The following is a 22,598-nucleotide window of genomic DNA, read 5'->3' as shown; positions in this document are numbered from 1 at the left end:
ATGCCTCTTGCTGATGTCTTTAGCCTGCTCGTTTTGGGTCAGGGCAAATCCGGTCTCGATGTCGCCCGCTGGGCGCTGGCACATCCCGAGCGCGTAAGCGCCGTTACCGTGTATGGCGGCGGCACCTCTGAGCCCAATGACGCCACGCGTGCGCTCGAGGCTGCTGGTGCGTCGTTTGTCTATGGGACCGAACAGGTCGAGGGCGCCTATGACGCATGCGTGACGTGCCCGGGCATCTCGGAGTTCTCGGGCTTCTTTAAGGCCGGGCGCGAACATGCCGCCCAGATTATGGGTGAGCCAGAGTTTGCCTATCGCCTGTCGCCCGATAACTGGATTGCCATCACGGGCACCAACGGCAAGACGACCACCACGTCGCTGACCGATTATCTGCTCAAGGCTGCCGGCGAGGCCAGCGTAGCTGTCGGCAACATCGGCGAGCCACCGGTCAACGAGATTGACGGCCGAGCCCGCAACGAGTGGTTTGTGGCTGAGCTCTCGAGCTATCAGATTGCTACGACCACCGAGCTCCATCCTCGTGTGGCGGTGCTGCTCAACATCACTCCCGACCACTTGGGCTGGCATAAGAGCCATAAGAACTATGCGCTTGCCAAGATCAAGCTGTTTGACAATATGGTCGATGACGATCTGGTGGTTGTCGACGTCGAAGACGCCGGCATTCACGAGTTCGATGAGTACATCTATACGCCGGGTCGCCGCATCTGCAAGGTCGCTTTTGACGAGCCCGAGGGTGCAGACGCCGCCTTTGTGCGCGACGGCAAAATGGTCGTGCGCCTGAAGGGCGTCGAGACTCAGCTTGTCGCCACGTCCGAACTCAAGATCTCGGGCCATCACAATGTTATCAATGCCCTGTGCGCTGCCACGGCTGCCCTGGCAGTCGGTGCCAATCCCGAGGGCATTTGCCGCGGTCTGGCCTCGTTCCAGCCGCTCGAGCACCGCGTGGAGCCGTGCGGCGAGATTGACGGAGTGCGCTACGTCAACGATTCCAAGGCGACCAACACCGACGCGGTCGAGAAGGCACTGACGGCATTTCCCGATGACAACGTGATCTTGCTGCTCGGCGGCCACGATAAGGGCACGCCGCTCACGGACTTCGCGCGCGTCGTTATGGATAACGTGCGCTCGGTCGTCTGCTTTGGCGATGCGCGCGAGCGCTTTACCGCCGCTATGGACGAGGCCGATGTCGATGGCGATGTGGATATCGCCCAAGCGGATGACCTACGCGATGCCGTGGACGTTGCCCGTTCGCTGTCGAGCCGTGGCGACGTGATCTTACTTTCTCCTGCCTGCTCTTCGTTCGATGAGTTCTCGGGCTATGAGGAGCGCGGCCGCGTGTTTAAGGACTACGTGGCTCAGCTTGCCGCTGCGGCGAAATCGCAAATGGAATAGGGGTTGCCGGTGAGAGAGGAGAGCCCCCGACAAGGTATGAGGAGGCCCGACTCGGACCGTGCTTCCTCGCGGCGTAGCACACCGCGTTCCGGTCGCGGCGGGCAGTCGTTTAGCGAACGCTATATTGCCGGCGTTCCCGCCCGCATCATGCGCCCCCGTCTGATATTTATGGCCTGCCTGTTTACTTTGGTGTGCTTTGGTCTGCTGATGGTGTACTCGGCGTCTTCGGTCGAGGCGCTGCACGAGAATGGCTCGGCGACGTTTTTCCTGGGTCGACAGGCCGCGTTTGCCGTGGTTGGTGTTCTGGCGCTGATTGCCATCGTGCGCGTTTTGCCGGACAGCTGGTTTGGGGAGGATGTGCTTAGGATCTTCCTTATCGGCATGATAGGGCTACTGTTTCTGGTGTTCTTGGTGGGCAGCGGCAGCCGTGGCGCCACGCGCTGGCTCAACATCGCCGGTATTCAGTTCCAGCCTTCCGAGTTTTTAAAGCCATTTGCCATTGCGTATTCGGCCATCATGCTTGATCGCTTCTTTTCGCCCGGTGGCAACATCAACGAATTCCTTCGCAAGATGGGCATCTACCTGGGTATTTCGCTCTTTCTGATCTTTATCCAGCCCGATTTCGGTACTGTCCTGATCATCCTGTTGACCCTCATGTGCATGGCGTTGTTTGCGGGTCTCGACCCGAGATTTATCATCGGCGTGCTAATCTTCGGCATTCTCGTGATCGTGATTGCACTTGTCGCAGAGCCGTACCGTATGGTGCGTATTCAGGTTGCCTTGAACCCTTGGGCTGACGAGTATGGTGACGGCTATCAGGCCACGCTTGCCATCATGGCCTTTGCCTCGGGCGGTCTGTTCGGCCGTGGCATCGGCAACTCAACCATGAAGTACTCGTATCTGCCCGAGGCGCACAATGACTACATCCTGGCCATCATTGGCGAGGAAGTCGGCTTTGTCGGAACCGTGCTGTTCTTCTTGGTGTTTGCGATGCTGATCTACTCGGCGTTTCGCATTGCCGAGCAGGCGACCGATCGTCGGGGCGCGCTTATGGCGTCTGGCTCCGCGGTCATTCTCGCGGTGCAGTTTTTGATTAACGCGCTGGGCATCCTCAACGTGTTTCCCATGACGGGCAAACCGTTGCCGTTTATTAGCTACGGCGGTTCGTCGATTATTGTGTCGCTTATGCTTGCCGGGCTGATCCTGCGCGTTTCGTACGAGAGCGCCCGCCGCGATGAGTATGACCGCCGCCGTGAGAGCTTTGCCGTTATGGATGAGAGTACCGCCGGCGTAGCCCATGTGCGCGGTGAACGACCTTCGCGTAGCGGCTTTACCGTTCTGGATGGTTCTACATCCGAGCCGGCAGCTCGTCCACGTCCGCGGACGGCTCCGCAAGGTCGTCCTCAGCGCCCCAGCCCTCGCAGCGCGGGCGGCGGATATAATCGAATCGATTTGAACTCGGACCCGTCGGCGCGTCTACGCACCGACGACCAGGGACCGCGTGTACGAAGGGACTACCATGACCGATAAGATGACCGTTGCTATTGCAGCCGGCGGCACGGCGGGACACATCAACCCCGCGCTCGCCTTGGCCGAAGAGCTGCGTGATCGTGGCCACCACGTTGTGTTCGTGGGCCAGTCACGCAAGCTCGAGGGTCGTCTGGTCCCCGAGGCTGGGTTTGATTTTGTGCCCATTACGGTCACGGGCTTCGACCGCTCCCGTCCTTGGACGGCGCTGACCTCCCTGTGGCGTGTCAACAAGGCCAAGCGTGCGCTCGCCCGTCATTTCTCAAAGGTCGGCAAGCCCGATGCCGCCATCGGTTTTGGTGCCTATGTCGAGGTTCCGCTGCTGGGGTGGTGCAAGGGCGCAGGCGTTCCGTATCTGCTGCATGAGCAGAACTCTGTTCCGGGCCTGGCCAACAAGATGATGAACTCCCACGCCGCCCGCGTGTGCATCTCGGTGCCGGCAGCGCGTTCGGTCTTTGAGCGCGAAGGTGACCCTGACCACGTGCTCATGACCGGCAACCCCGTACGTCGCTCGGTGATCGAGGGCGATCGCGCTCGCGGCCGCAAGGCACTTGGCGTTCCCGAGGACGCTACGCTGCTGCTCGTCTTTGGCGGTTCACTCGGCGCCCAGCACCTCAACGAGCGCGTGGCTTCGCTCAAAAACGAGCTGCTTTCGCGCAAGAACCTCTATGTGTTGCATTCGACGGGTGCCGACGGCTTTGAGGAGACCGAGCGCGCTTTGGCGCTGACGCTCGAGGAGGCGAAGCGTTACCGCGTCCAGCCTTACATCGACAACATGGGCGACATGCTGGCTGCTGCCGATTTGGTGCTATCGCGTTCGGGAGCATCGAGCGTGGCCGAGATCGCTGCGCTCGCCGTGCCTTCGGTGCTCGTGCCGTACCCGCATGCGACGGCCGACCACCAAACCACCAATGCCCGTTATCTGGTCGACGCCGGGGCCGGCGTGCTCTGCGCCGATGCCGATATCGACGGTTCTGCCTTTGCCGATGAGCTGCTGCACCTGGTCGATGACGCGGCGGCGCGCGACGCCATGCGTCAGGCGGCGCGTGGTCTGGCTCAGGATAGAGCCGCCGCTCTTCTGGCGGATGCAGTAGAGGGTTTGCGTTAGTTAGACGGGATATCTTCGGTCGCCCTCGCGCTGATGCGGTAGGTGCGGTACAGTTAACGGGTTACAGGCAGTGTTTACGCAAGGAGTACACGAGCACATGGCTGATTCCCAGACTGCAACCTCCGCGCCCGAGTTTAAGAGCGCCCACTTTATCGGTATCGGCGGCGCCGGCATGAGCGGCATCGCCCTCGTTCTGCACGAGCGCGGTTATGCCGTTACCGGCTCCGACCTTAAGACGTCACGTTATATCCGCCAGCTTACCCGCGCTGGTGTGAAGGTGCATGTGGGCCATGAGGCCGCCACGATCGACGAGGTCAAGCCCGACGTGGTTGTTGTCTCCACCGCTATTCCGGAGTCCAACCCTGAACTCGTGCGCGCTCGCGAGCTTGGTATTCCCGTGTGGCCCCGTGCCAAGATGCTCTCTGCTTTGGGTCACGGCTACACCACCGTCGCTGTTGCCGGCACGCATGGCAAGACCACCACGTCTTCGATGTGTGCCACCATGCTCGACCGCATGGGTCTGGATCCGAGCTTCCTGATCGGTGGCATCGTCGAGGGCTATGACACGAACGGCAAGAACGGCTCGGGCGACTACTTTGTCGCCGAGGCCGACGAGTCCGACAGCTCCTTCCTGTTCCTGAACCCCAACGTAGTCATTGTGACCAACGTCGAGGCCGACCACCTCGATCACTACTCGGGTATCGAGGAGATCGAGGCAACTTTCGCCAAATTCATGAGCCTGGTGGGCGAGGACGGCACCGTCATCGTCTGCGGTGAGGACCCGCATCTGGTCGAGCTCGCCAAGTCGACGGGCCGTCACGTGCTTTCCTACGGCTTTGCCGAGAGCAACGACATCGTCTGCATGCACCCGGATGTCAAGGGCATCCAGAGTGACTTTATCGTTCGCTTTGAGGACGGCACTGAGCGCGCTGTGGAGATCAAGAGCAATCCCGGTCGCCACAACATGCTCAACGCCACGGCGGTGCTCACCGTCGCCCATGTCCTGGGCCTTGACATCGACGCCGCCGCCAAGGCGCTCTCGAGCTTTGAGGGCGTCCGCCGTCGCTTTACCCACGTGGGCGATATCGATGGCATCACCGTGGTCGATGATTACGGCCATCACCCCACCGAGATCAAGGCGACGCTTGCTGCCGCTTCGTCGCTGGGTTACAAGCACGTCGACGTCGTGTTCCAGCCGCACCGCTATTCGCGCCTGCAGGCCCTGTGCGACGACTTTGCCGATGCATTTGCCAATGCCGATAAACTGCTGCTGATTGATGTGTTCTCGGCTGGCGAGATGCCCATTCCGGGTGTCACCTCTAAGATGCTCGCCGATACCGTGCGCGCCAAGCATCCTGGCAAGGAGGTCGTGTACTGCTCCAGCCGTCTTGAGCTCAATCAGGAGCTCGAGCAGATGGTGGGCGAGGGCGACCTGCTGCTCACCATGGGTGCCGGCGACGTTACGACCGTCGGTCCCGAGTTCATTGAGTATCTGACTGCCAAGAAAGACGCTTAAGTCTAATGGGTCTGTTTAACGCCGTCATGGCGCTCTCGGGCATGATCGACACGGATGTGATCGAGGACGAGCGCCTTGCGCGTCATACGAGCTATCGTATCGGCGGCAAGGCCGACCTCTTTGTGACGTGCCATAGCTATCATGCCCTCCGCCGCGCCGTGGCGGTGCTCGATCGCGAGCAGGTGCCGTGGGTCATCATCGGCAAGGGCTCCAATCTGCTGGTTGCCGATGGCGGTTATCGCGGTGCCGTCATTTCGCTCGGACGTGAGTTCCAGCGCACGGTTGTTGCCGATGACGGTTGTACGCTGACGGTCGGTGCGGGCGTGATGTTTGCGCGCCTGGTCAACGATGCCCTGTCGCGTAGCCTCTCGGGCCTTGAGTTTGCCGTTGGCATTCCTGGTTCGGTCGGCGGTGCGATATCTATGAATGCCGGCACGCGGACCGAGTGGATTGGCTCGCTGGTTGAGGATGTCGTAACGTTTGACCCGGCATCCGGTATCAAGCATTATGCGGGGTCCGAGATCTCTTGGGGCTACCGCGAATGTAGCCTTCCCCGCAATGAGATCATCCTCGAGTGCGTGCTCAAGCTTAAACCGGCGCCCAAGGCCGACATTCGCGAGCGCATGGAGCGGTACCTTACAAGGCGCAAGCGTACGCAGCCCATGGGTCGCGCATCCTGCGGGTCTGTCTTTCGCAACCCGCCCGATGCGAGTGTGGGCAAGCTTATCGAGGATTGTGGATTAAAGGGTTTTTCGATTGGCGGCGCGGAAGTTTCGCCCGTTCACGCTAATTTTATCGTTAATAACGGAACTGCCTCGGCCGATGACGTTGCCGCGGTTATCAGACATGTGCACGGAAAGGTGAGGGAGGCGTATGGCATCGAGCTCAGACCGGAAGTTAAATTCCTCGGCTTCTAGAGCATCGAAACCCACCTTCCGCCGCGCCGGAGGGCGTTCCGGCGCGCCTGCCAAACCTCAACGCAATACCGTCGCGCACTCTAAGTCTGTCGGGCATGCTCGACAGACCAGTCGTCCGGTCGTCGGCTCGCAGCTCGGTAATCGTCCGGCCGCAAAAAAGTCCTCGCGTCCCTCGGTGACGTCAAAGCCTGTTATGGGCGCCAAGCCTGCCCGTCCCATGGCAGCTCCCAAGCCCTCGACGGGAACTAAAGCGGCGCGTCCAGGTCTCACGCTGGGCGCATCGAAACCGCGCTCGCTGACATCGGTGCCGGCTACCGCCAAGAAGCCTTCGAGTAAAAAAGGTTTCAACCCGTTATCTTCACTTGGAGCGATGGCAAATAAAACATCAGATGCCGCTTCTGTCGTTACAGGCAAAGGCAAAATCGTGGGCGGCGTTCTGGCCGTCTTGGCCGTGCTCGTCGTCGTTGCCATCGTGGTGATCAACTCTGGACTGTTTACTGCCACTGATATTCAGATTCAAGGCAGCGAGCATGTGACGAAGCACGATGCTATCCAGCTGATCGACTTGCCCGAGGGAACGTCGCTTTTTAACGTCGATCCCGACCAGATTACCGAGGATCTCAAGCAGAACCCGTGGGTTTCGGGCGTGGATGTCCAGCGCCAGTTTCCCCATACGCTTATCATCACGCCGACGGAGCGTAAAGTTATCGCCATTGCGTATATCAGCTCCGACGACCTTGCCTGGGCTATCGGAGACGATGACACCTGGATCGCCCCGCTGTCGACGTCGGTCGAAGTGGACGACCAGGGCAACGTCATCACGACAGGGCAGGGCTCAAATACCTTGACCGGAATCGATGCCGCGCTGGCGCTCGCCAAGCATTATGGCGCGGTGTTGTTGACTGATGTCTCGGCGGATGTCGCTCCGGTTTCCGGCCAGGCGGTGAACTCCAAAGCCGTTAAGGCCGGCCTGGATTATGTGCGTGGTTTTTCGAGCGAGTTCTTGGGACAAGTCAAGGATATTTCCACGCCTTCGGTCGAAGCCATCTCGGCAAACCTCAATAACGGCATTGAGGTGTCGCTGGGCGATTCGGACGATATCGCCAAGAAGGAACGCGTAGTCACCAAGTTGCTTTCGCAGGTAGAGGGCGTAACGTATATCAATGTGCGCTCTCCGGGCAACTACACATTTAGGAATGCTCCGACCTCGTAGCGCTGGTTGATGCTTTGTTGAGGGGCCATACCACGCCGTTTATCTGGTTTGTTTGGTTTTCACGGTCAATTATTTGACTGATACGTTCATAATGTGCAAACATAATACGGTTTACCTTTGCATTTACTTTCAACCTGAAGGTTAATGTGCGCAGGGGTCGACCCATGCTATGGCTATAACCTTTGTTCGGAGGACCGACATGCACGAGACAGAGATCAACAACTACCTTGCCGTCATTAAGGTGGTCGGCGTCGGCGGCGGCGGTACCAACGCGGTCAATCGAATGATCGAAGAGGGCATCCGCGGCGTCGAGTTTGTTGCCATCAACACCGATGCTCAGGCACTCGCGATCTCTGATGCCGATATCAAGGTGCACATCGGCACCGATCTTACCCGCGGCCTGGGCGCCGGCGCCAATCCCGAGGTTGGCCGCAAGGCTGCCGATGAGTCCCGCGACGACATCGCCGAGGCGCTCGCTGGCGCCGACATGGTGTTTATCACCTGCGGCGAGGGCGGCGGCACCGGTACCGGCGCTGCTCCCATCGTTGCCGATATCGCGATGAACGAGGTCGGCGCACTGACCGTCGCCGTCGTGACCAAGCCCTTCACCTTCGAGGGCCGCAAGCGTAAGAAGAGCGCCGAGGAGGGCATCAAGACCCTCTCCGATTGCGTCGACACCATGATCGTCATTCCTAACGATAAGCTGCTCGACATCGCCGAGAAGAAGACCACCATGCTCGAGGCCTTCGCGATTGCCGATGGCGTCCTTTCCCAGGGCACCCAGGGCATCACCGACCTCATCACCGTCCCCGGTATCATCAACCTGGACTTCGCCGATGTTAAGACCATCATGAAGCAGGCCGGTACCGCCATGATGGGTATCGGTACCTCTTCTGGGGATACTCGTGCCGTCGACGCTGCCCAGCAGGCCATCTCCAGCCCGCTGCTCGAGAGCTCCATCGATGGTGCCACGCGCGTGCTGCTCTCCATCGCCGGTTCCAAGGACCTGGGCATCCAGGAGATCAGCGACGCCGCCGACGTTGTCGCCAACGCCGTCGACCCCGAGGCCAACATCATCTTCGGTACCGTTGTCGACGAGTCCCTGGGCGATCAGGTGCGTATCACCGTCATCGCTACGGGCTTCTCCGATTCCAACGTCAACCGTCAGGATGAGCTTTTTGCTGCTCAGCAGTCTCAGAGCAAGGCCGCTGCCTCCGCTGAGCCGCAGCGCACCGCTCCGGCTGCCAGCCCGGCTCAGGCCGCTCCGACCCGCAACGTCGGTGGTACCGAGCTGCCCAACTTTGGCAACGACCAGTTCGAGCTTCCCGACTTCCTAAAGCGCGGTAGCTTCTAGTTCGTTTTTCTCAACGACCTGCACGGGGTGTGTCCATTCGGATGCACCCCGTTTTGTTTCTCGTTTGTAAACGAAAGCCTCCAATCTCCTTACGTTCCCTTTACGTTTGGTCCCTACCGCTGCGGGTATCCTTTTAAGGAAGTATGACAGCCGTATAAACGCGGACCGCGCGGCGACGCCGCGATACTTGTGTTATTAGGAGGCTTTAGTATGGCAGCACGTGCGGACAGGGTTTCGCGTGTCGACCATGATGGAGTTACATTGGTAGAGGGCGCGACGCACAATGTCCGCTTTGCCTTCACCGAGCGCGCCGGTGGCGTTTCCGAAGATGCGTACTCCTCGCTCAACCTGGGCTCGCATGTAGGCGATGACCCCTTTGCCGTTCAAGAAAATCGTCGCCGCGTGCTCGAGGCCATGGGGGCCGCCGAGTGCGAGCATAATCTGCTCGCGCCCAATCAAGTACATGGTGACCACGTCGTGACGGTGATCTCGAACGGCGCCGATGTTCTCGAGAACATTCGCGAGCAGATTGCCGAGGGCTGCGATGCCATCGTCTGCACGGCCCGTGAGGTGCCCGTGATGCTTTGCTTTGCCGATTGCGTTCCCGTGGTGCTGGTTGCTCCCAACGGTTTTGCCGTGGTGCATTCTGGCTGGAAGGGTACGATTGCGCGCATTTCCGCCAAGGCGTGCCAGGCGCTCTGCGAGGCGGCTGGTTGCAATGCGAGCGATGTTTCTGCCTATATCGGTCCCCATATCCTGGGTGACGAGTACGAGGTTTCCCAGGAGCTCATGGGCCGCTTTGCCGCCGAGTTCTCGTGCATCGATGCGGGCGCTTCTCGCATGCTCGATCTATCTGCCGCCATTCGTGAGGCGCTGGTAGATGTCGGTGTCGATGCGGATGGGATTGTGGATACCCAGCTTTCGACCGTGCGTCAGAACGACCGCTTTTATTCCTACCGCAACGAGGGCGGCACCTGCGGGCGCCATGCTGCGATCGGCGTGATGCTATGAGAAAGATTGTATCGGTCCTGAGCGCCGCGGTGCTCACGCTCGCGCTGTGTGCCTGCTCCTCGGGCTCTTCTACGTCTTCTATCACCGTGGCCGGCTCGACCACCTGCCTTCCCATTGCCGAGATCGCGGCCGAGGGCTTTAAGGAGGAGACCGGCACCGACGTGCTGGTTTCTGGCCTGGGCTCATCTGCTGGCATCGAAGCTGTTAGCGCCGGCACCGCCGATATCGCCAGCTCCTCTCGTGGCCTCAACGCCGATGAGCAAAACCTGGGCCTGACGCCTATCGTTATCGCACACGACGGCATCGCGGTCATCGTGAACGACGACAACCCGGTCGATAACCTCTCGACTGAACAGCTCCGCGATATCTATGCGGGCAAGATCACCAACTGGAAAGAGGTTGGTGGCGAGGACTTGAAGATTCAGGTTATTAACCGCGATGAGGCTTCCGGTACGCGTGAGGCTTTCCGCACCATCGTGATGGACGGCGCGCCGTTCGATCGCCGCTCGGCTGTTCTTTCGGGTACGGGCCAGGTACGCGATGTCGTGTCTCGCTCTCGCGGTGCTATTGGCTACATCTCGCTGGGTTTTGTCGAGAGCCTCAACGCCAAGACTTCGGTCAAGGCCGTCTCGGTTAATCACGTCGAGGCGTCCGAGAAGACAGTCGCGAGTGGCGGTTATCCCATCTCCCGCGACCTCTATTTCTTTGTGAAGGGAACGCCTTCGCAGCAAGCGCAGGATTACATCGACTACGTGACGTCCGAAAAGATGGACAAACAGATTCGCGAGGCGGGTTTTATTCCCGTCACCAACGACGAGAAGGGGAGTGAGTAGCATGGAAGCACAGGAAAACTCCCAGACTGAGCGGAATGTTCAGACGCCCAAGAAGCGCGAGCTGGCGCTCGTATCGCGCAGTACCTATATCAAGGAGAAGGCGCTGCAGTGGATCTTCTTTGCCTGCGCGTTCTTGGCGGTCGTTACCGTCATCCTGATTTTTGTCTTTACCACGTACTCGGCGCTGCCCGTCTTTACCGACATCGGTCTGGCGGACTTCTTTAGCTTTACGTGGGCGCCCTCTGAGGGTCACTACGGCATCGTGTCGCTGCTTGCCGGCTCGGGTCTGGTGACCGTCGGTGCGCTCGCCATGGGTGTGCCCCTAGGCGTGGGCACGGCCGTGTATCTGGTCGAGATCGCCAGCAAGCGCGTGCGCAAGCTCATCAGCCCTGCCGTTGACCTGTTGGCCGGCATCCCTTCTATCATCTATGGCTTCTTTGGCATGATCATCATCCGTCCATTTATCGCGCAGCTGACCGGTGGTCTTGGTTTTGGTGCGCTGACGGCGTGGTTCGTGCTTGCCATCATGATCGTCCCTACCATCACCACGCTCACCATCGATGCCCTCAATTCCATTCCCATGGGCATTCGCGAGGCATCGTATGCCATGGGCGCCACCAAGTGGCAGACCATCTATAAGGTCGTGTTACCTGCCGCCAAGCTGGGTATCGTGGATGCCATCGTGCTGGGTATGGGCCGTGCCATCGGCGAGACCATGGCCGTGCTCATGGTCGTGGGTAACGCCCCGGTTATTCCCGACAGCATTGCGAGCCCCATCTCGACGCTCACGAGCCAGATTGCGCTCGACATGAGCTATTCCTCGGGTCTGCATCGCTCGGCGCTGTTCGGCATGGGCGTGGTCCTGTTTATCATTTCCGCCACGCTGGTGGGCATCGTCCGTCTGATTTCCAAGAAGAAGAGGGGGTAGGCTATGTCCGATTCCGTTGACACGACGGTCGATACGACCTCGTCGCGCGAGCGCATCAAGCGTGCCCTTTCCCACGGCAAGAAGGGCCGCATCAACAAGGACCTGTCCAACAAGATCATGCTTGGCGTGTTCCGTGCCGCGGCATACATCACCACGCTGGTGCTGGTCGCTATCATCGCCTACGTGGTCATCAACGGCCTGCCACACATCTCGCTCGACTTTATCTTCGGTTGGCCCCAGGGCGTCAACGCCGAGGGCGGTATTTGGCCCACGATCGTCTCGACCGTCTATGTGACGGCGCTCGCCATGCTTATCTGCACGCCGATCGCTGTGCTGGCAGCCGTCTATCTGGCCGAGTACGCCAAGCAGGGCAAGATCGTCGAGCTCATTCGCTACGCTGCTGACGCTTTGGCCTCGGTGCCCTCCATCGTTATGGGCCTGTTTGGCTACGCCTTGTTTGTCGAGGCTATGGGTCTGGGCCTTTCGATGGTCTCGGCCGCTCTGGCGCTCGCGCTCTTGATGCTTCCCATCGTCATGCGCACCACCGAAGAGGCCATTCGCGCCGTTCCGCGCTATATCCGTTGGGGCGCGTATGGCCTGGGCGCCACCAAGTGGCAGGTTGTCTCCAAGATCGTGCTTCCTTCTGCCTTTGGCCGTATTGCCACGGGCATTGTCCTTGCCATCGGCCGTGCCATTGGCGAGACCGCCGTGGTGCTCTACACCATGGGCCAGGCCATCAATCTACCTATCTCGCCGCTCGATTCCGGCCGCCCCATGACCGTTCACCTGTACCTGCTTGCCAACGACGGCATCAACATGAACGCAGCCTACGGCACCGCGCTCTTGCTGATGGTGATCATTCTGGCCTTCAACCTGTTTGCGCGCTTCCTGTCGCGCAAGCGTCGCTAGTTAAGGAGTCCCATGTCCGTTTATCAGTCCGCTCCCACGCTGGAGCAAGCGGCCATTACGGCCAAGGATTTCAACTTTTGGTACGGTGACTTTCATGCGCTGACGGGGCTCGACCTCAACATCGCCAAAAACGCCATCACCTCCTTCATTGGCCCTTCGGGCTGCGGTAAGTCGACGTTTTTGCGCTGCATCAACCGCATGAATGACCTGATCGAGGGTACGCGCGTCGAGGGCACCATGACGCTCGACGGCAACGATATCTATGCCGAGGGCGTCGACCCGGTCGACCTCCGTCGCCGCGTGGGCATGATTTTTCAGCAGCCCAACCCGTTTCCCAAATCCATCTACGAGAATGTCGCCTTTGGCCCTCGTCTGCAGGGCGTGACTAGCAAAAGCGACCTCGATGACATCGTGGAAGAATCGCTCAAGCGCGCCAACCTCTGGAAAGAGGTATCCAATCAGCTCAACAAGGATGGTTTGGCGCTCTCGGGCGGTCAGCAGCAGCGTCTGTGCATCGCGCGCGTGCTTGCGGTGCAACCCGATGTCCTCCTGATGGACGAGCCCTGCTCCGCCATCGACCCCACGTCCGTCTCTAAGGTCGAGGATTTGATGGCCGAGCTGGCGCCCGAGATGACGATCATCATCGTCACGCATTCAATGCAGCAGGCAGCTCGTATCAGCGACTACACCGCATTCTTCTTGCAGGAAGTTGCCGGTGAGCCTGCCACGCTCATCGAGTATGGTCAAACCGACGCGATCTTCACCGGCCCGGTGGACTCGCGGACGGAAGACTATATCACCGGCCGCTTTGGCTGATCGGTGCGACTAGTCCCAAGCCGATCGGACCTGGTCCGGTGCGTATTCACTGTGCGGGCGGCATGACCGCACCCAACTGATTGGAGTGAACCATGCGTAAACTGTTTTCCCGTCAGCTCATCGAGGCCCGCCACGAGATGCTGAGCATCTACGAGGCCGTCGATCTGGCCCTCCACGATGCCGTTAAGGCCTATGTGACCGACGACCGCAAGCTCGCCACCAAGACCAAGAAGCGCACGCTTTCGATTGACGCGCGCTGCGCCAACTTGGAGGCCGTGTGCTACAACCTGATCGCCACGCAGTCGCCGGTCGCCTCCGACTTCCGCTTGCTGCAGACGATTATCTACGTCGACTTTAACCTGCAGCGCATGACCGATAAGGTTCGCCAGATCTGCCGCGCCACGCGTCACATGGTCAAGGCCGACATCTCGCTGCCCCAGGAGCTCGTCGGTACGGTTGAGGCCGAGGCCGAAGCTGTTTACCAGGTGCTGGGCTCTTCGCTTTCTGCGCTCGTCACCAATGACATGTCCATCATCTGCAACTTGGCCGTCGAGGACGAGCCAGTGCACGCTGCCTACGAGAAGTTCTTCCGCACCTTTAACCGTATGGATACGGGCGACTTTATGGACGACGACAGCAACTATGACGACCTGCGCCGCGCCATCATGGTTTCGCGCTACCTCGATCGCATCGCTTCGATTTCCATCGATGCCGCTTGCCGTCTGACCTTCCTGTTGACTGGTCAGCGTATGAACGCCGGCGATATCGCCCGCACTGATGAGGACGAGCTCGAGAGCATGCGCGTGCCTTCGGGCGAGGGTGTTATCATGAGGCCCGCCGTCGACGCGCGCTACGTTGCCAAGGTGCCCGCCAACGAGGTCAGCGAGGGTCTTCGCTACCTGCTCGATCATCTTGAGGACGAGGACGATGGCGAGGACGACGAGGAGTAAGTAGCCCCGTTCGTCGAAAGATTGTAAATACCTAAGTGAGCGCGGCCTTGCACATGCGGGGCCGCGCTCTTGCGTTAGCATGGGACTACTTGTTTGGCTGTCAGCGGAGGCGATTAGCAATGGATAACTATTTGGATTTGATGCGCGCTCGCCGCGAGCAGATTCTGGAACGTTTTTATGCGGCGCTCGATCGCGCGGGCCGCCCCCACGACGCCGCGCGCCTCATTGCCGTGTCCAAGACCGTTGGTGTCGATGAGACTGTTGCTGCCATCCAGGCGGGGTATCGCCATTTTGCCGAGAACCGCCCGCAGGAGCTGGTTCGCAAGCTCACGGGTCTGGCGGAGCATCCGGAGCTGCCCGAGGTGCGCTTCGATATGATCGGCAACCTGCAGACCAATAAGATCAATGCGGTGCTGGGCTCAGCCGAGCTGATTCACTCGGTGGGTTCGCTGCATCTGGCGCAGGCGATCTCGAGCCGTGCTATCCGCAAGATTGAGGCAGGCGAGCTCGCCGGCCCCCAGCGTGTGCTCATTGAGGTCAATGTGAGTGGTGAGGAGTCGAAGGGAGGCTTTTCGCCCGATGAGATTCGCGCCGCCGCGGGTGAGCTTGCGGAGCTTGAGGGAATTTGCGTGCAGGGGCTTATGACTATGGCGCCCCGGGGGAATAAGGATGTGGCACGCCGCACCTTTGCGGGGCTTCGTGAGCTGAGGGATGAGCTGGAGGCGGCGCATCCCGATTTGAACCTGCCTGAGCTTTCCTGCGGCATGAGCGAGGACTTTGAGCCTGCCCTTGAGGAGGGCTCTACGCTCGTTCGCCTGGGCAGGGTAGTATTTAGCCCGGAGTTTGCAGTAAAATAAGGCTCTGAAGTGCGCACTGATTATCGGGGCGCCTGCACTAAACCGCGAGAGGACACAACCATGGGCTTCCTTGACGAGATTAAAAATAAGATGCACCTGGGCGGCCAGCAGGGTTACGACCAGGGTTATGGCCAGGACGACGACTACGGCTACGATGACGGCTATGACGATAGTTATCAGGGCAACGGCTACGGCGGTGCTTCGGGCGAGGGCTTCTACACCCAAGACGAGCCGAGCAACGGCCTGCTTGGTCAGACGCGCCGCGGTGAAGCTGAGTCGGTTGCCGTGTATACGCGCTCCGGTCAGCTGGTCGGCGATGACTCCCGCCATGCCACGACGTATAACCCGCCTTCGCGCTCGCAGGACAGTGTTGCGAGCGGTTATCGTCCTGGTGCCTATGACACGCCGTTGAGCTACGCCGAGAACACCCGCGCCCGTGCCGCCGCTGCACCCGCGCCTGCACCGAGCGATGCCTCGGCCTATGCGAGCAATATCATCAACGCCACGCCGCAACTGCCGGCCTATGTCCTGCGCCCCGAGAGCTATGACGACGTGGAGACCGTGGTGCGCCGCGTTCGCACCAAGCAGCCTGTCGCACTGATTTTTGTGGGCGTACGCACCGAAGTTGCCAAGCGCGTCTTGGACTTCTCTTACGGCTTTGCCTGCGGTCTGGGCGCCACGGTCAAGGAGGTAGGCGACCGCGTGTTCATGGTGCTGCCCGCCGGTTGCGAGGTCAAAGATTCCGATCTCAAGAAGCTTCGTGCCGACGGCTACCTTAAGTAAAGACAAGACGAGGAGATTCCCATCAACATCTACACTATCGTCCAGCTGGTCAACACGCTGTTCAACTTCTATTCCACGCTCATTGTCGTCTACTGCTTTATGACGTGGATTCCCATGAAGCAGGGTGGTTTACTTCAGGATATTGCTGCGGTGCTCGATAGCGTGTGCGGTCCGTGGCTCAACCTGTTCCGTCGTTTCATTCCGCCGATGGGCGGTATCGATTTTTCGCCGGTCGTTGCGATTATTGCGTTGCAGTTGGTGCAGAGGCTGGTTCTGCAGCTTCTTATAGGTATACTCGTATAGAACTGACTTTGTAACTTACGTCGGGCGTGTAGCGCCGAGGCGATGAAAAAGGAGACTTGTTATGGCTATTACCCCTGCAGACATCCAGGCTCAGACTTTCTCTGAGGCCAAGCGTGGCTACGATCCTGCCGAGGTCGACGTCTTCTTGGAGACGCTGTCCTCCGAGGTTGACGCTATGCTCGCTAAGATCGTCGACCTTAAGGGTCGTCTGACTGCTACCGAGCAGCAGCTTGCCGATGCACAGGCTCAGCTTGCCCAGGCTCAGGATGCCACCGCCCAGGCCGTTCCCGCCGCCCCCGTGGCTGCTCCCGCCCCTGACTTCTCCGCTCAGGAGCGCCAGATTTCCGCTGCCCTGATCGCTGCCCAGCAGACCGCTGAGACCATCGTCAACGATGCCAACGAGAACGCTGAGCGTATCCGCAACGAGGCTGACGCCAAGGCCCGCGAGGTTATCCGCCAGGCTCTGACCGAAAAGCAGGCCGAGCTCGAGGAAATCGATCGTCTCAAGGCTTCCCGTGAGGAGTTCAAGGCCGAGTATCTCAAGCTCATCCAGCACTTCATGGACGATGCCCAGAACTCCTTCCCGGCCGACCTCATGGCCTCCACGCCGGTCGGTTCTGCCGCTTCTCCTGCGGTGACTGTTCCCGCCGAGCCGCTGCCCGTCGCTGACCCGGTTGTCCCCGTGGCCGATCCCTTTGCCCCGATCGACAACTTTGCTGCCGACGACCTGGACTAACATTCGGCCTACAATTTAGTGCCTAGAAAGGACCCGCAGCTTGCGGGTCCATTTTTATGACTGTGCCGGGGTGCGTAACATAAAAAACCGAGCCCTGCACATAGTGGCGCAGAACTCGGCGAACGGGTGAGCGGTCAAGGGTAGGTTTTAAGGCATGTCCCAAAAATCTACTTGAGGAGGAAGTCGGAGAGGGGAATGGTGCGGGCCTCGCGATGCTCGGGGTCTGCGATGTGGTCGGCGGGATAGCCACAGACGAGCATGTGATAGGGATAGACGCCCTTGGGCAGATTGAACTGCTCCTGTGCCACCTCAGGCTTAAAATGGCATACCCAGCACGTTCCCAGGCCCTGCTCGGTGGCCTCCATCATCATCTGGTCGCACACGATGGACGTATCGATTTCACTGGAATTCATCTGGTCATACGGGCGCACCCAAGCATCATCGGTAACGCTGCAAATAAGGAAGACAAGCGGAGCTCCAAAGATAGACCCATCACGAGCAAACCGAGGCTGACAAGCAGCAGCCTTCTCCAACAGCTCAGGCGTATCCAGCACCATCACACGGGCTGGATGATTATTACAAGCAGAAGGAGCAATGCGCCCAGCCTCAACAATGGCATCCACCACAGCTTGCTCAACAGAACGATTCTCAAACTCGCGACAAGAATACCGAGACCGAGCCAGATCCAAATAAGACATACAAGCCCTCCTAAAATTAAAAATCAAACAAACCAAAAGTAACCCAAAGAGTACCCAAAGCAGCAATCAGCCAAACGCTCATCAAGGGCCAAAGTGTCCGAACGGGTACCAAAGGTCCCTTCAGCCAAACCCCCATCGCGCTAAATCTATCAGCCAAAGTTCCCAATGGTGGTGCATAAGGGAGCGGGCCCGGCCACTAATAACCTTTTGAACGACTCTGCTTGCAGCCGGAGTGAAAAAGGTTATTAGTGGCCGGGCCCGCGACCGGTGGGACATGTACCCCCAATTAACTGTTCTTCATGACAATCGAATCCACGACATCGGCCACATTCTCGCAGCAGTCGGCGCAGTACTCCAGGAAGGCGTACACGTCACGCCAAGCGATGACCTCGAGCGGGTCCTTGCCGTTAACGTGCAGGTTACGCATGGCGTTGATATAGAGCTCGTCAGCCTCGGACTCGATAGTGTTGATCTGAATGACGAGCTCGCGCAAGGTCTTAGACTTGCGGTAGTTGGGCAGCTCGACCATCAGGTCCTTCATGGCGCGGCAGGCGTCGGTCACCTTGTGGGCGATGACGATGGCGTCGGGATGGATGCTCTGGATGTTGGTGAAGTAGACGCGCTGCACGACGCCCTCGATACGGTCGAGCACGGTGTCGAGCGAGCAGCTCATCAGATCCAGGTCCTCGCGCTCAAGCGGGGTGATAAAGGCCGTGAGCAGGGCGTCCTCAAGCTCATGGTGCTTCTTGTCGGCCGCATGCTCGATCGCGTGCATCTTGTCGAGCATATCGTGAATCTTCGCGGGATCGAAGTTCTCGAAAATCTTGGTAAGCAGCTCGGCGGCCTGGACGGCAAGGTCGGCGCAGGCGACGTAGTTGTCAAAGTAGAATGAATCGGGTTTCTTTGCCATGAGTGGGTCCTTTCGAGGCGAAGACGGGTGGGCGAAGTTTTGCGGTCCGGATGGACGCTCGGTGTGGCTAGAGGAACATCATGAACAGCTTGGCCATGACAAAGCTGATGAGTCCGCAGGCGGGGAAGGTGAAGAACCAGGTGAACATCATGTCCTTGACGACGCCGAAGTTGATGGCCGAGAGGCGTTTGACGGCACCGACGCCCATGATGGCGCAGGTCTTGATGTGCGTGGAGGACACGGGGATGCCGGTAAGGGTGGCAAGCAGCAGGTTCGCGGCGCCCGCCAGGTCGGCGGAGAAGCCCTGGTACTTTTCGAGCTTGACCATGCTCTGGCCGACGGACTTGATGATGCGCTCGCCGCCCACACTGGTGCCGATGCCCATGGTGGCCGAGCACAGCAGCATGATCCAGATGGGGATGCCGGCGTCGCCGACGCTCGTCTGGCCGTTGGCGAAGGCGACACCTAAAAAGAGCACGCCGATGAACTTCTGTCCATCCTGCGCGCCGTGCATAAAGCTCATGGCCGCGGCACTCGCAATCTGAGCATATTTAAAGAAAACGTTGGCGCGTCGCCTGTTGGCGGCGGCGAAAAGAATCGAGACGAGCTTGCACAGGATCCAGCCCATGACAAAGCCCAGGCCAATGGAGAGCGCCAGGCCGTAGATAACCTTCATCCACTCGTGAATGTTGACGCTGTTGGCACCACCGAGGGCGATAGCAGCTCCGGTCAGGCCGGCGATGAGGCTGTGGCTTTGCGAAGTGGGGATACCAAAACGCGATGCCGTAGCACCGTAGACGACGATGGAGAACAGCGCCGCACAGAGGCACGCGAGTGCCATGGTGCTGTTTCCGCCAAAGTCGACGATATGTGAGATGGTGTTGGCGACGCTCGCGTTAAAGTGCGTCATGATGAGCACGCCCAAGAAGTTGAATGCGGCGCTCATGAGGATGGCGGCGCGGGCGGGCATGCAGCGCGTGGTGACGCAGGTCGCGATGGCGTTGGGCGCGTCGGTCCATCCGTTGACGAAGATGGCGCCGAGCGCGAGGATCACGGTGACGGCAAGGACTGGGTTCGACACAAGCTGGCCGAGGAAGGTTGAGAACGTTACGTCCATATATGGGCTTTCTCGATATTTGCAGACTCGTTACAAAAACATGATAAATCGTATCACCTCCTGCGGGTTTCTTTACGGAGTTCTGATGGGAGAAGTGAATTTTTTGGTACTAAAATTGAATATTAGCCCTGTTGACCGCGGTCGTTCTTTTTGCTAACACGCCATGCGGACGCGTGCGTTTGCTCCGACACTCCAAAACCACAGTCTGTTCGCTTTACAACATGCAAACATGCGTTCGATAATAGGGGCCATGGAATATCGACAGACAGACGGCAAAACTCGGCGCGTGCACAAGCAGTATGTGGACGTTGTGGCTCGCATTCTCGCGGGCGGACAGGTTGTGCCGGTTACCGTCTGCTGGGTTGACGGTCGCTGCTTTACGATTGACGAGATTGTCTCGTCCACCGGTTTTGGCCTGACGGTTCACGGCATTCGTACGGCAACCTATAAGGTACGTTTTGGCGGACATGCGACCGAGTTGTATCTAGAGGACCAAACGCGTGAGCGGGCGGACGGCTCGCAGGCGCACGTGATGCGTTGGTGGGTCTGGGCTTTTGATCGTACGCTCGAGGGCGAGCGCCGCAGGTAAGAACGCGTGGCGTTCGGGTACAATGGCAGGAAACTTGTCAGCTACGGCGCCGTCGCGGTGCTTTTTGAAAGGACGAAAGTATGAACGATATCCAGGGCTATCAGAATGGCCCCATCGAGACCGGCGCAAGCCGTGCCAAGGAGATGTCGCCGCGCGCGTACAACCTTGTCATGTCTGCTCTGATCTTTTTGGGCTTTTGCGCCATGGGCGCCGGTGCTTACTTTACGAGCACCATGTCATTTGCGCGCATGATGATGAGCGGCGCCGCTTTGCCGCTGGTCTTTGGCTCATTTATTTTGACCATCGTTGGCATGGTCATGATGTCGGCTGCTGCCAGCAAACAGTCCGTGGGCCTGTCGCTCGTGGGCTACGTGGTCTTTGCGAGCACCTTTGGCCTGACGGCGTCGTTTGGTCTTGCCAACTACGACCTGCCTACCATTAACACCGCCTTTATCGCCACGGCCGCCATCACCTTTGTCTTTGGTGCGCTGGGCGTGACCTTCCCCAAGTTCTTCCAGCGTGTGTATGGCATTGGTTTTGGCATCTTGCTTGCCACGATTCTGGTCGAGATCGTGCTGATGTTCATGGGCGTTTCGCAGTCCATCACCGACCTGATCGTGATTGTGGTGTTTGCCGGCTTTATTGGCTACGACACCTATGTGGCCACGACGGTGCCGCCTACGCTGCCCAATGCGGTGCTCATGGCGTCCAATCTGTTCGTGGACATTATCAACGTGTTCCTACGCATCCTGAACATCCTCGGCCGTCGCGATTAAAACGCGGCATTGCGATGCTTCCTGCCGGACACGGTAAAACGATGCGAAAGGCGGTCCTTCGGGGCCGTCTTTTTTGTGCGCGGCGGGGTATCATGGATGGGAAAAGCCGATAGCGGCAGCGACAGGAAAGGTGGCCATGTATGGCAGACGTCGACAACAGGAACCGTAACCGCAGGTCCAACCGAGCGGGTCAGCCCAATCCCAAGCGCGAGGCCCGTGCCAAGGCCGCCGAGCGCCATGTGATGACTGTGTCCGAGGCCTGCGCCAAGGATATCGAGCGTTCGCTCGCCGGTGTTCGCGAGTTTGACGGCATGCCCGCCGGCTTTGTCGCGGCGATGAAGGCCAAGGTTCAGACTGCTGTGGCCCCCGAAGAGCAGGTCGCCGAGGACGTCGAGAACGCGGAGACTGCCGAGGTCGAGGCGGCGCCCGAGACCGAGGCGGCGCCCGAGCCCGTCGAGGAGCCTGCCGAGGAAATCGCCGAAGCTGAGTCCGCGCCTGCTGAGGAGCCCGCTCCGGTCCTGCCCGAGGTCACTGTGCTTGATGCCTCCGCCACGCAGGCAATCCTCGATAACGGTCGCGGCTATGCGCAGTTCTGCGACATGGCCGTGCTCGCCTTTGCCTCGTTTACCAATCCGGGCGGTGGATATATTCAGGGTTATCTGGGCCAGGAGGCCACGCTGTGCGCCGATTCGTATCTGTACAACGTCCTCGATAAGCAGCGTAAATGGTACGGTGAGAACCGTCGCCGCAACATCAACTGTGAGCTGTACCGCAACCGTGCGCTGGTGGTGCCCGCGGTGCGCTTCGAGCGCAAGCATGTGCACGCCTATGCCGACGTGATCGTCGCCGCTGCACCCAACGCCAAGCGTGCTCGCCAGGAGTACCGCGTGAGCGACGATGCCTTGCTTGACGCCCTGCGCGACCGCATTCGCTTTGTGCTTGCTATCTGCGATGAGCTTGGCCGCGAGAAGCTCGTACTGGGTGCTTGGGGCTGCGAGAACAACGGCTTTGACGCAGAGGCCGTGGCCGAGCTCTTCCGCAAGGAGCTCGCATCGGGCGACTTCAAGGTCAAGCAGGTCTTCTTTGCCGTGCCCTCTACGCGCTGGGACGAGGACTTCGCCAAATTCGAGCACGTGCTGGCAAACTTCCCCGAGCAAAACGAGGAGTCCTATGCTCAGGTTGCCGCCCGCGCCGCAGCTGCCCGTGCCGCCGAGCAGGCTCAGACCGCTGCCGAGGATGACGAGGATGACGACGACTGGCGCAAGTACCTGTAAACGGTGCTCGTGATGCGATATACCGAGCCGACGGGAGAGGCTGCTCCTGTCGGCTTTTTATTGAGT

The 22,598-nt window shown here is 59.5% G+C and carries 23 protein-coding genes; 20 read left to right on the top strand and 3 right to left on the bottom strand.

All coding sequences use genetic code 11. From position 1 onward, the window contains the following. From murD to DWW73_RS08730, 17 genes are all read left to right on the top strand, one after another. Positions 1 to 1,407 (top strand): UDP-N-acetylmuramoyl-L-alanine--D-glutamate ligase, encoded by a 1,407-nt coding sequence (gene murD, locus DWW73_RS08810; RefSeq protein ID WP_117779360.1) that lies wholly within the window; start codon positions 1 to 3, stop codon positions 1,405 to 1,407. A gap of 36 nt (positions 1,408 to 1,443) precedes the next feature. Next, positions 1,444 to 2,937, top strand: a complete 1,494-nt coding sequence (gene ftsW, locus DWW73_RS08805; RefSeq protein ID WP_117779359.1) for a putative lipid II flippase FtsW — start codon at positions 1,444 to 1,446, stop codon at positions 2,935 to 2,937. Further along, positions 2,927 to 4,042 (top strand): undecaprenyldiphospho-muramoylpentapeptide beta-N-acetylglucosaminyltransferase, encoded by a 1,116-nt coding sequence (gene murG, locus DWW73_RS08800; protein WP_117779358.1) that lies wholly within the window; start codon positions 2,927 to 2,929, stop codon positions 4,040 to 4,042. Before ftsW ends, murG begins: the two co-directional genes overlap by 11 nt. A gap of 97 nt (positions 4,043 to 4,139) precedes the next feature. Next, on the top strand, positions 4,140 to 5,558 hold the full coding sequence (murC, locus tag DWW73_RS08795; protein ID WP_117636008.1) for a UDP-N-acetylmuramate--L-alanine ligase: 1,419 nt from the start codon (positions 4,140 to 4,142) through the stop codon (positions 5,556 to 5,558). Between the two features lie 5 nt (positions 5,559 to 5,563). After that, a complete protein-coding gene (murB, locus tag DWW73_RS08790; protein WP_117636007.1) occupies positions 5,564 to 6,475 on the top strand; it encodes a UDP-N-acetylmuramate dehydrogenase in 912 nt (303 codons plus the stop codon). A gap of 370 nt (positions 6,476 to 6,845) precedes the next feature. Next, positions 6,846 to 7,688, top strand: coding sequence for a cell division protein FtsQ/DivIB (locus DWW73_RS08785; protein WP_055251672.1), 843 nt, complete (start codon positions 6,846 to 6,848; stop codon positions 7,686 to 7,688). Between the two features lie 199 nt (positions 7,689 to 7,887). After that, a complete protein-coding gene (gene ftsZ, locus DWW73_RS08780; protein WP_055251674.1) occupies positions 7,888 to 9,042 on the top strand; it encodes a cell division protein FtsZ in 1,155 nt (384 codons plus the stop codon). 210 nt (positions 9,043 to 9,252) lie between these two features. Continuing rightward, entirely contained in the window at positions 9,253 to 10,053 is an 801-nt protein-coding gene (locus DWW73_RS08775; RefSeq protein WP_117779357.1) for a polyphenol oxidase family protein, read from the top strand. Then, a complete protein-coding gene (locus DWW73_RS08770) occupies positions 10,050 to 10,886 on the top strand; it encodes a phosphate ABC transporter substrate-binding protein (RefSeq protein ID WP_117779356.1) in 837 nt (278 codons plus the stop codon). The genes DWW73_RS08775 and DWW73_RS08770 overlap by 4 nt, the downstream gene beginning before the upstream one ends. A gap of 1 nt (position 10,887) precedes the next feature. Continuing rightward, positions 10,888 to 11,814, top strand: a complete 927-nt coding sequence (pstC, locus tag DWW73_RS08765; RefSeq protein WP_117757006.1) for a phosphate ABC transporter permease subunit PstC — start codon at positions 10,888 to 10,890, stop codon at positions 11,812 to 11,814. Positions 11,815 to 11,817: 3 nt separating this feature from the next. Further along, entirely contained in the window at positions 11,818 to 12,723 is a 906-nt protein-coding gene (pstA, locus tag DWW73_RS08760; RefSeq protein ID WP_055251684.1) for a phosphate ABC transporter permease PstA, read from the top strand. A gap of 12 nt (positions 12,724 to 12,735) precedes the next feature. Further along, entirely contained in the window at positions 12,736 to 13,539 is an 804-nt protein-coding gene (gene pstB, locus DWW73_RS08755) for a phosphate ABC transporter ATP-binding protein PstB (RefSeq protein WP_117779355.1), read from the top strand. 92 nt (positions 13,540 to 13,631) lie between these two features. Next, positions 13,632 to 14,489, top strand: coding sequence for a PhoU domain-containing protein (locus DWW73_RS08750; protein WP_117779354.1), 858 nt, complete (start codon positions 13,632 to 13,634; stop codon positions 14,487 to 14,489). A 119-nt stretch (positions 14,490 to 14,608) separates the two neighbouring features. Continuing rightward, positions 14,609 to 15,346 carry a YggS family pyridoxal phosphate-dependent enzyme gene (locus DWW73_RS08745; RefSeq protein ID WP_117757008.1) on the top strand — a complete coding sequence of 246 codons (738 nt, stop codon included), beginning with the start codon at positions 14,609 to 14,611 and terminating at the stop codon, positions 15,344 to 15,346. Between the two features lie 60 nt (positions 15,347 to 15,406). Next, positions 15,407 to 16,129 carry a cell division protein SepF gene (locus DWW73_RS08740; protein ID WP_117779353.1) on the top strand — a complete coding sequence of 241 codons (723 nt, stop codon included), beginning with the start codon at positions 15,407 to 15,409 and terminating at the stop codon, positions 16,127 to 16,129. 15 nt (positions 16,130 to 16,144) lie between these two features. Then, entirely contained in the window at positions 16,145 to 16,432 is a 288-nt protein-coding gene (locus DWW73_RS08735; RefSeq protein ID WP_040358293.1) for a YggT family protein, read from the top strand. Positions 16,433 to 16,493: 61 nt separating this feature from the next. Then, positions 16,494 to 17,168, top strand: coding sequence for a DivIVA domain-containing protein (locus DWW73_RS08730; protein ID WP_006234242.1), 675 nt, complete (start codon positions 16,494 to 16,496; stop codon positions 17,166 to 17,168). Positions 17,169 to 17,335: 167 nt separating this feature from the next. On the opposite strand, the gene DWW73_RS08725 is transcribed toward DWW73_RS08730, so the two are convergent. The 3 genes from DWW73_RS08725 to DWW73_RS08715 form a co-directional block, all read right to left on the bottom strand. Continuing rightward, on the bottom strand, positions 17,336 to 17,866 hold the full coding sequence (locus tag DWW73_RS08725; RefSeq protein WP_117779352.1) for a nitroreductase family protein: 531 nt from the start codon (positions 17,864 to 17,866) through the stop codon (positions 17,336 to 17,338). 286 nt (positions 17,867 to 18,152) lie between these two features. Beyond that, complete coding sequence (locus DWW73_RS08720) at positions 18,153 to 18,776, bottom strand: DUF47 domain-containing protein (protein ID WP_055251695.1); 624 nt, start codon at positions 18,774 to 18,776, stop codon at positions 18,153 to 18,155. A 67-nt stretch (positions 18,777 to 18,843) separates the two neighbouring features. Then, on the bottom strand, positions 18,844 to 19,893 hold the full coding sequence (locus DWW73_RS08715) for an inorganic phosphate transporter (RefSeq protein WP_117779351.1): 1,050 nt from the start codon (positions 19,891 to 19,893) through the stop codon (positions 18,844 to 18,846). A 250-nt stretch (positions 19,894 to 20,143) separates the two neighbouring features. Here DWW73_RS08715 and DWW73_RS08710 point away from each other — a divergent pair, with 250 nt between their 5' ends. The 3 genes from DWW73_RS08710 to DWW73_RS08700 all read left to right on the top strand — a co-directional run bounded on the left by DWW73_RS08710 (position 20,144) and on the right by DWW73_RS08700 (position 22,532). Next, positions 20,144 to 20,482, top strand: coding sequence for a hypothetical protein (locus tag DWW73_RS08710; protein ID WP_117854961.1), 339 nt, complete (start codon positions 20,144 to 20,146; stop codon positions 20,480 to 20,482). 80 nt (positions 20,483 to 20,562) lie between these two features. Beyond that, the gene (locus DWW73_RS08705; protein ID WP_117757011.1) at positions 20,563 to 21,258 is read left to right on the top strand and encodes a Bax inhibitor-1 family protein; all 696 of its coding nucleotides are present in this window, start codon (positions 20,563 to 20,565) and stop codon (positions 21,256 to 21,258) included. 140 nt (positions 21,259 to 21,398) lie between these two features. Further along, positions 21,399 to 22,532, top strand: a complete 1,134-nt coding sequence (locus tag DWW73_RS08700; protein WP_117779349.1) for a TIGR02452 family protein — start codon at positions 21,399 to 21,401, stop codon at positions 22,530 to 22,532. Positions 22,533 to 22,598: the final 66 nt, after the last annotated feature.

Source organism: Collinsella sp. AF16-8 (assembly GCF_003462695.1).
Classification (GTDB): Bacteria; Actinomycetota; Coriobacteriia; order Coriobacteriales; family Coriobacteriaceae; genus Collinsella.
The sequence above is the reverse complement of the archived record's forward strand: the minus strand, read 5'-3'. Positions and strand labels throughout refer to the sequence as shown.

Excerpts from the sequence above, each read along its gene's own strand:
- murD (WP_117779360.1), top strand. The coding sequence starts at position 1 with ATGCCTCTTGCTGATGTCTTTAGCCTGCTCGTTTTGGGTCAGGGCAAA.
- ftsW (WP_117779359.1), top strand. The coding sequence starts at position 1,444 with ATGAGGAGGCCCGACTCGGACCGTGCTTCCTCGCGGCGTAGCACACCG.
- murG (WP_117779358.1), top strand. The coding sequence starts at position 2,927 with ATGACCGATAAGATGACCGTTGCTATTGCAGCCGGCGGCACGGCGGGA.
- murC (WP_117636008.1), top strand. The coding sequence starts at position 4,140 with ATGGCTGATTCCCAGACTGCAACCTCCGCGCCCGAGTTTAAGAGCGCC.
- murB (WP_117636007.1), top strand. The coding sequence starts at position 5,564 with ATGGGTCTGTTTAACGCCGTCATGGCGCTCTCGGGCATGATCGACACG.
- DWW73_RS08785 (WP_055251672.1), top strand. The coding sequence starts at position 6,846 with ATGGCAAATAAAACATCAGATGCCGCTTCTGTCGTTACAGGCAAAGGC.
- ftsZ (WP_055251674.1), top strand. The coding sequence starts at position 7,888 with ATGCACGAGACAGAGATCAACAACTACCTTGCCGTCATTAAGGTGGTC.
- DWW73_RS08775 (WP_117779357.1), top strand. The coding sequence starts at position 9,253 with ATGGCAGCACGTGCGGACAGGGTTTCGCGTGTCGACCATGATGGAGTT.
- DWW73_RS08770 (WP_117779356.1), top strand. The coding sequence starts at position 10,050 with ATGAGAAAGATTGTATCGGTCCTGAGCGCCGCGGTGCTCACGCTCGCG.
- pstC (WP_117757006.1), top strand. The coding sequence starts at position 10,888 with ATGGAAGCACAGGAAAACTCCCAGACTGAGCGGAATGTTCAGACGCCC.
- pstA (WP_055251684.1), top strand. The coding sequence starts at position 11,818 with ATGTCCGATTCCGTTGACACGACGGTCGATACGACCTCGTCGCGCGAG.
- pstB (WP_117779355.1), top strand. The coding sequence starts at position 12,736 with ATGTCCGTTTATCAGTCCGCTCCCACGCTGGAGCAAGCGGCCATTACG.
- DWW73_RS08750 (WP_117779354.1), top strand. The coding sequence starts at position 13,632 with ATGCGTAAACTGTTTTCCCGTCAGCTCATCGAGGCCCGCCACGAGATG.
- DWW73_RS08745 (WP_117757008.1), top strand. The coding sequence starts at position 14,609 with ATGGATAACTATTTGGATTTGATGCGCGCTCGCCGCGAGCAGATTCTG.
- DWW73_RS08740 (WP_117779353.1), top strand. The coding sequence starts at position 15,407 with ATGGGCTTCCTTGACGAGATTAAAAATAAGATGCACCTGGGCGGCCAG.
- DWW73_RS08730 (WP_006234242.1), top strand. The coding sequence starts at position 16,494 with ATGGCTATTACCCCTGCAGACATCCAGGCTCAGACTTTCTCTGAGGCC.
- DWW73_RS08725 (WP_117779352.1), bottom strand. The coding sequence starts at position 17,866 with ATGTCTTATTTGGATCTGGCTCGGTCTCGGTATTCTTGTCGCGAGTTT.
- DWW73_RS08720 (WP_055251695.1), bottom strand. The coding sequence starts at position 18,776 with ATGGCAAAGAAACCCGATTCATTCTACTTTGACAACTACGTCGCCTGC.
- DWW73_RS08715 (WP_117779351.1), bottom strand. The coding sequence starts at position 19,893 with ATGGACGTAACGTTCTCAACCTTCCTCGGCCAGCTTGTGTCGAACCCA.
- DWW73_RS08710 (WP_117854961.1), top strand. The coding sequence starts at position 20,144 with ATGGAATATCGACAGACAGACGGCAAAACTCGGCGCGTGCACAAGCAG.
- DWW73_RS08705 (WP_117757011.1), top strand. The coding sequence starts at position 20,563 with ATGAACGATATCCAGGGCTATCAGAATGGCCCCATCGAGACCGGCGCA.
- DWW73_RS08700 (WP_117779349.1), top strand. The coding sequence starts at position 21,399 with ATGGCAGACGTCGACAACAGGAACCGTAACCGCAGGTCCAACCGAGCG.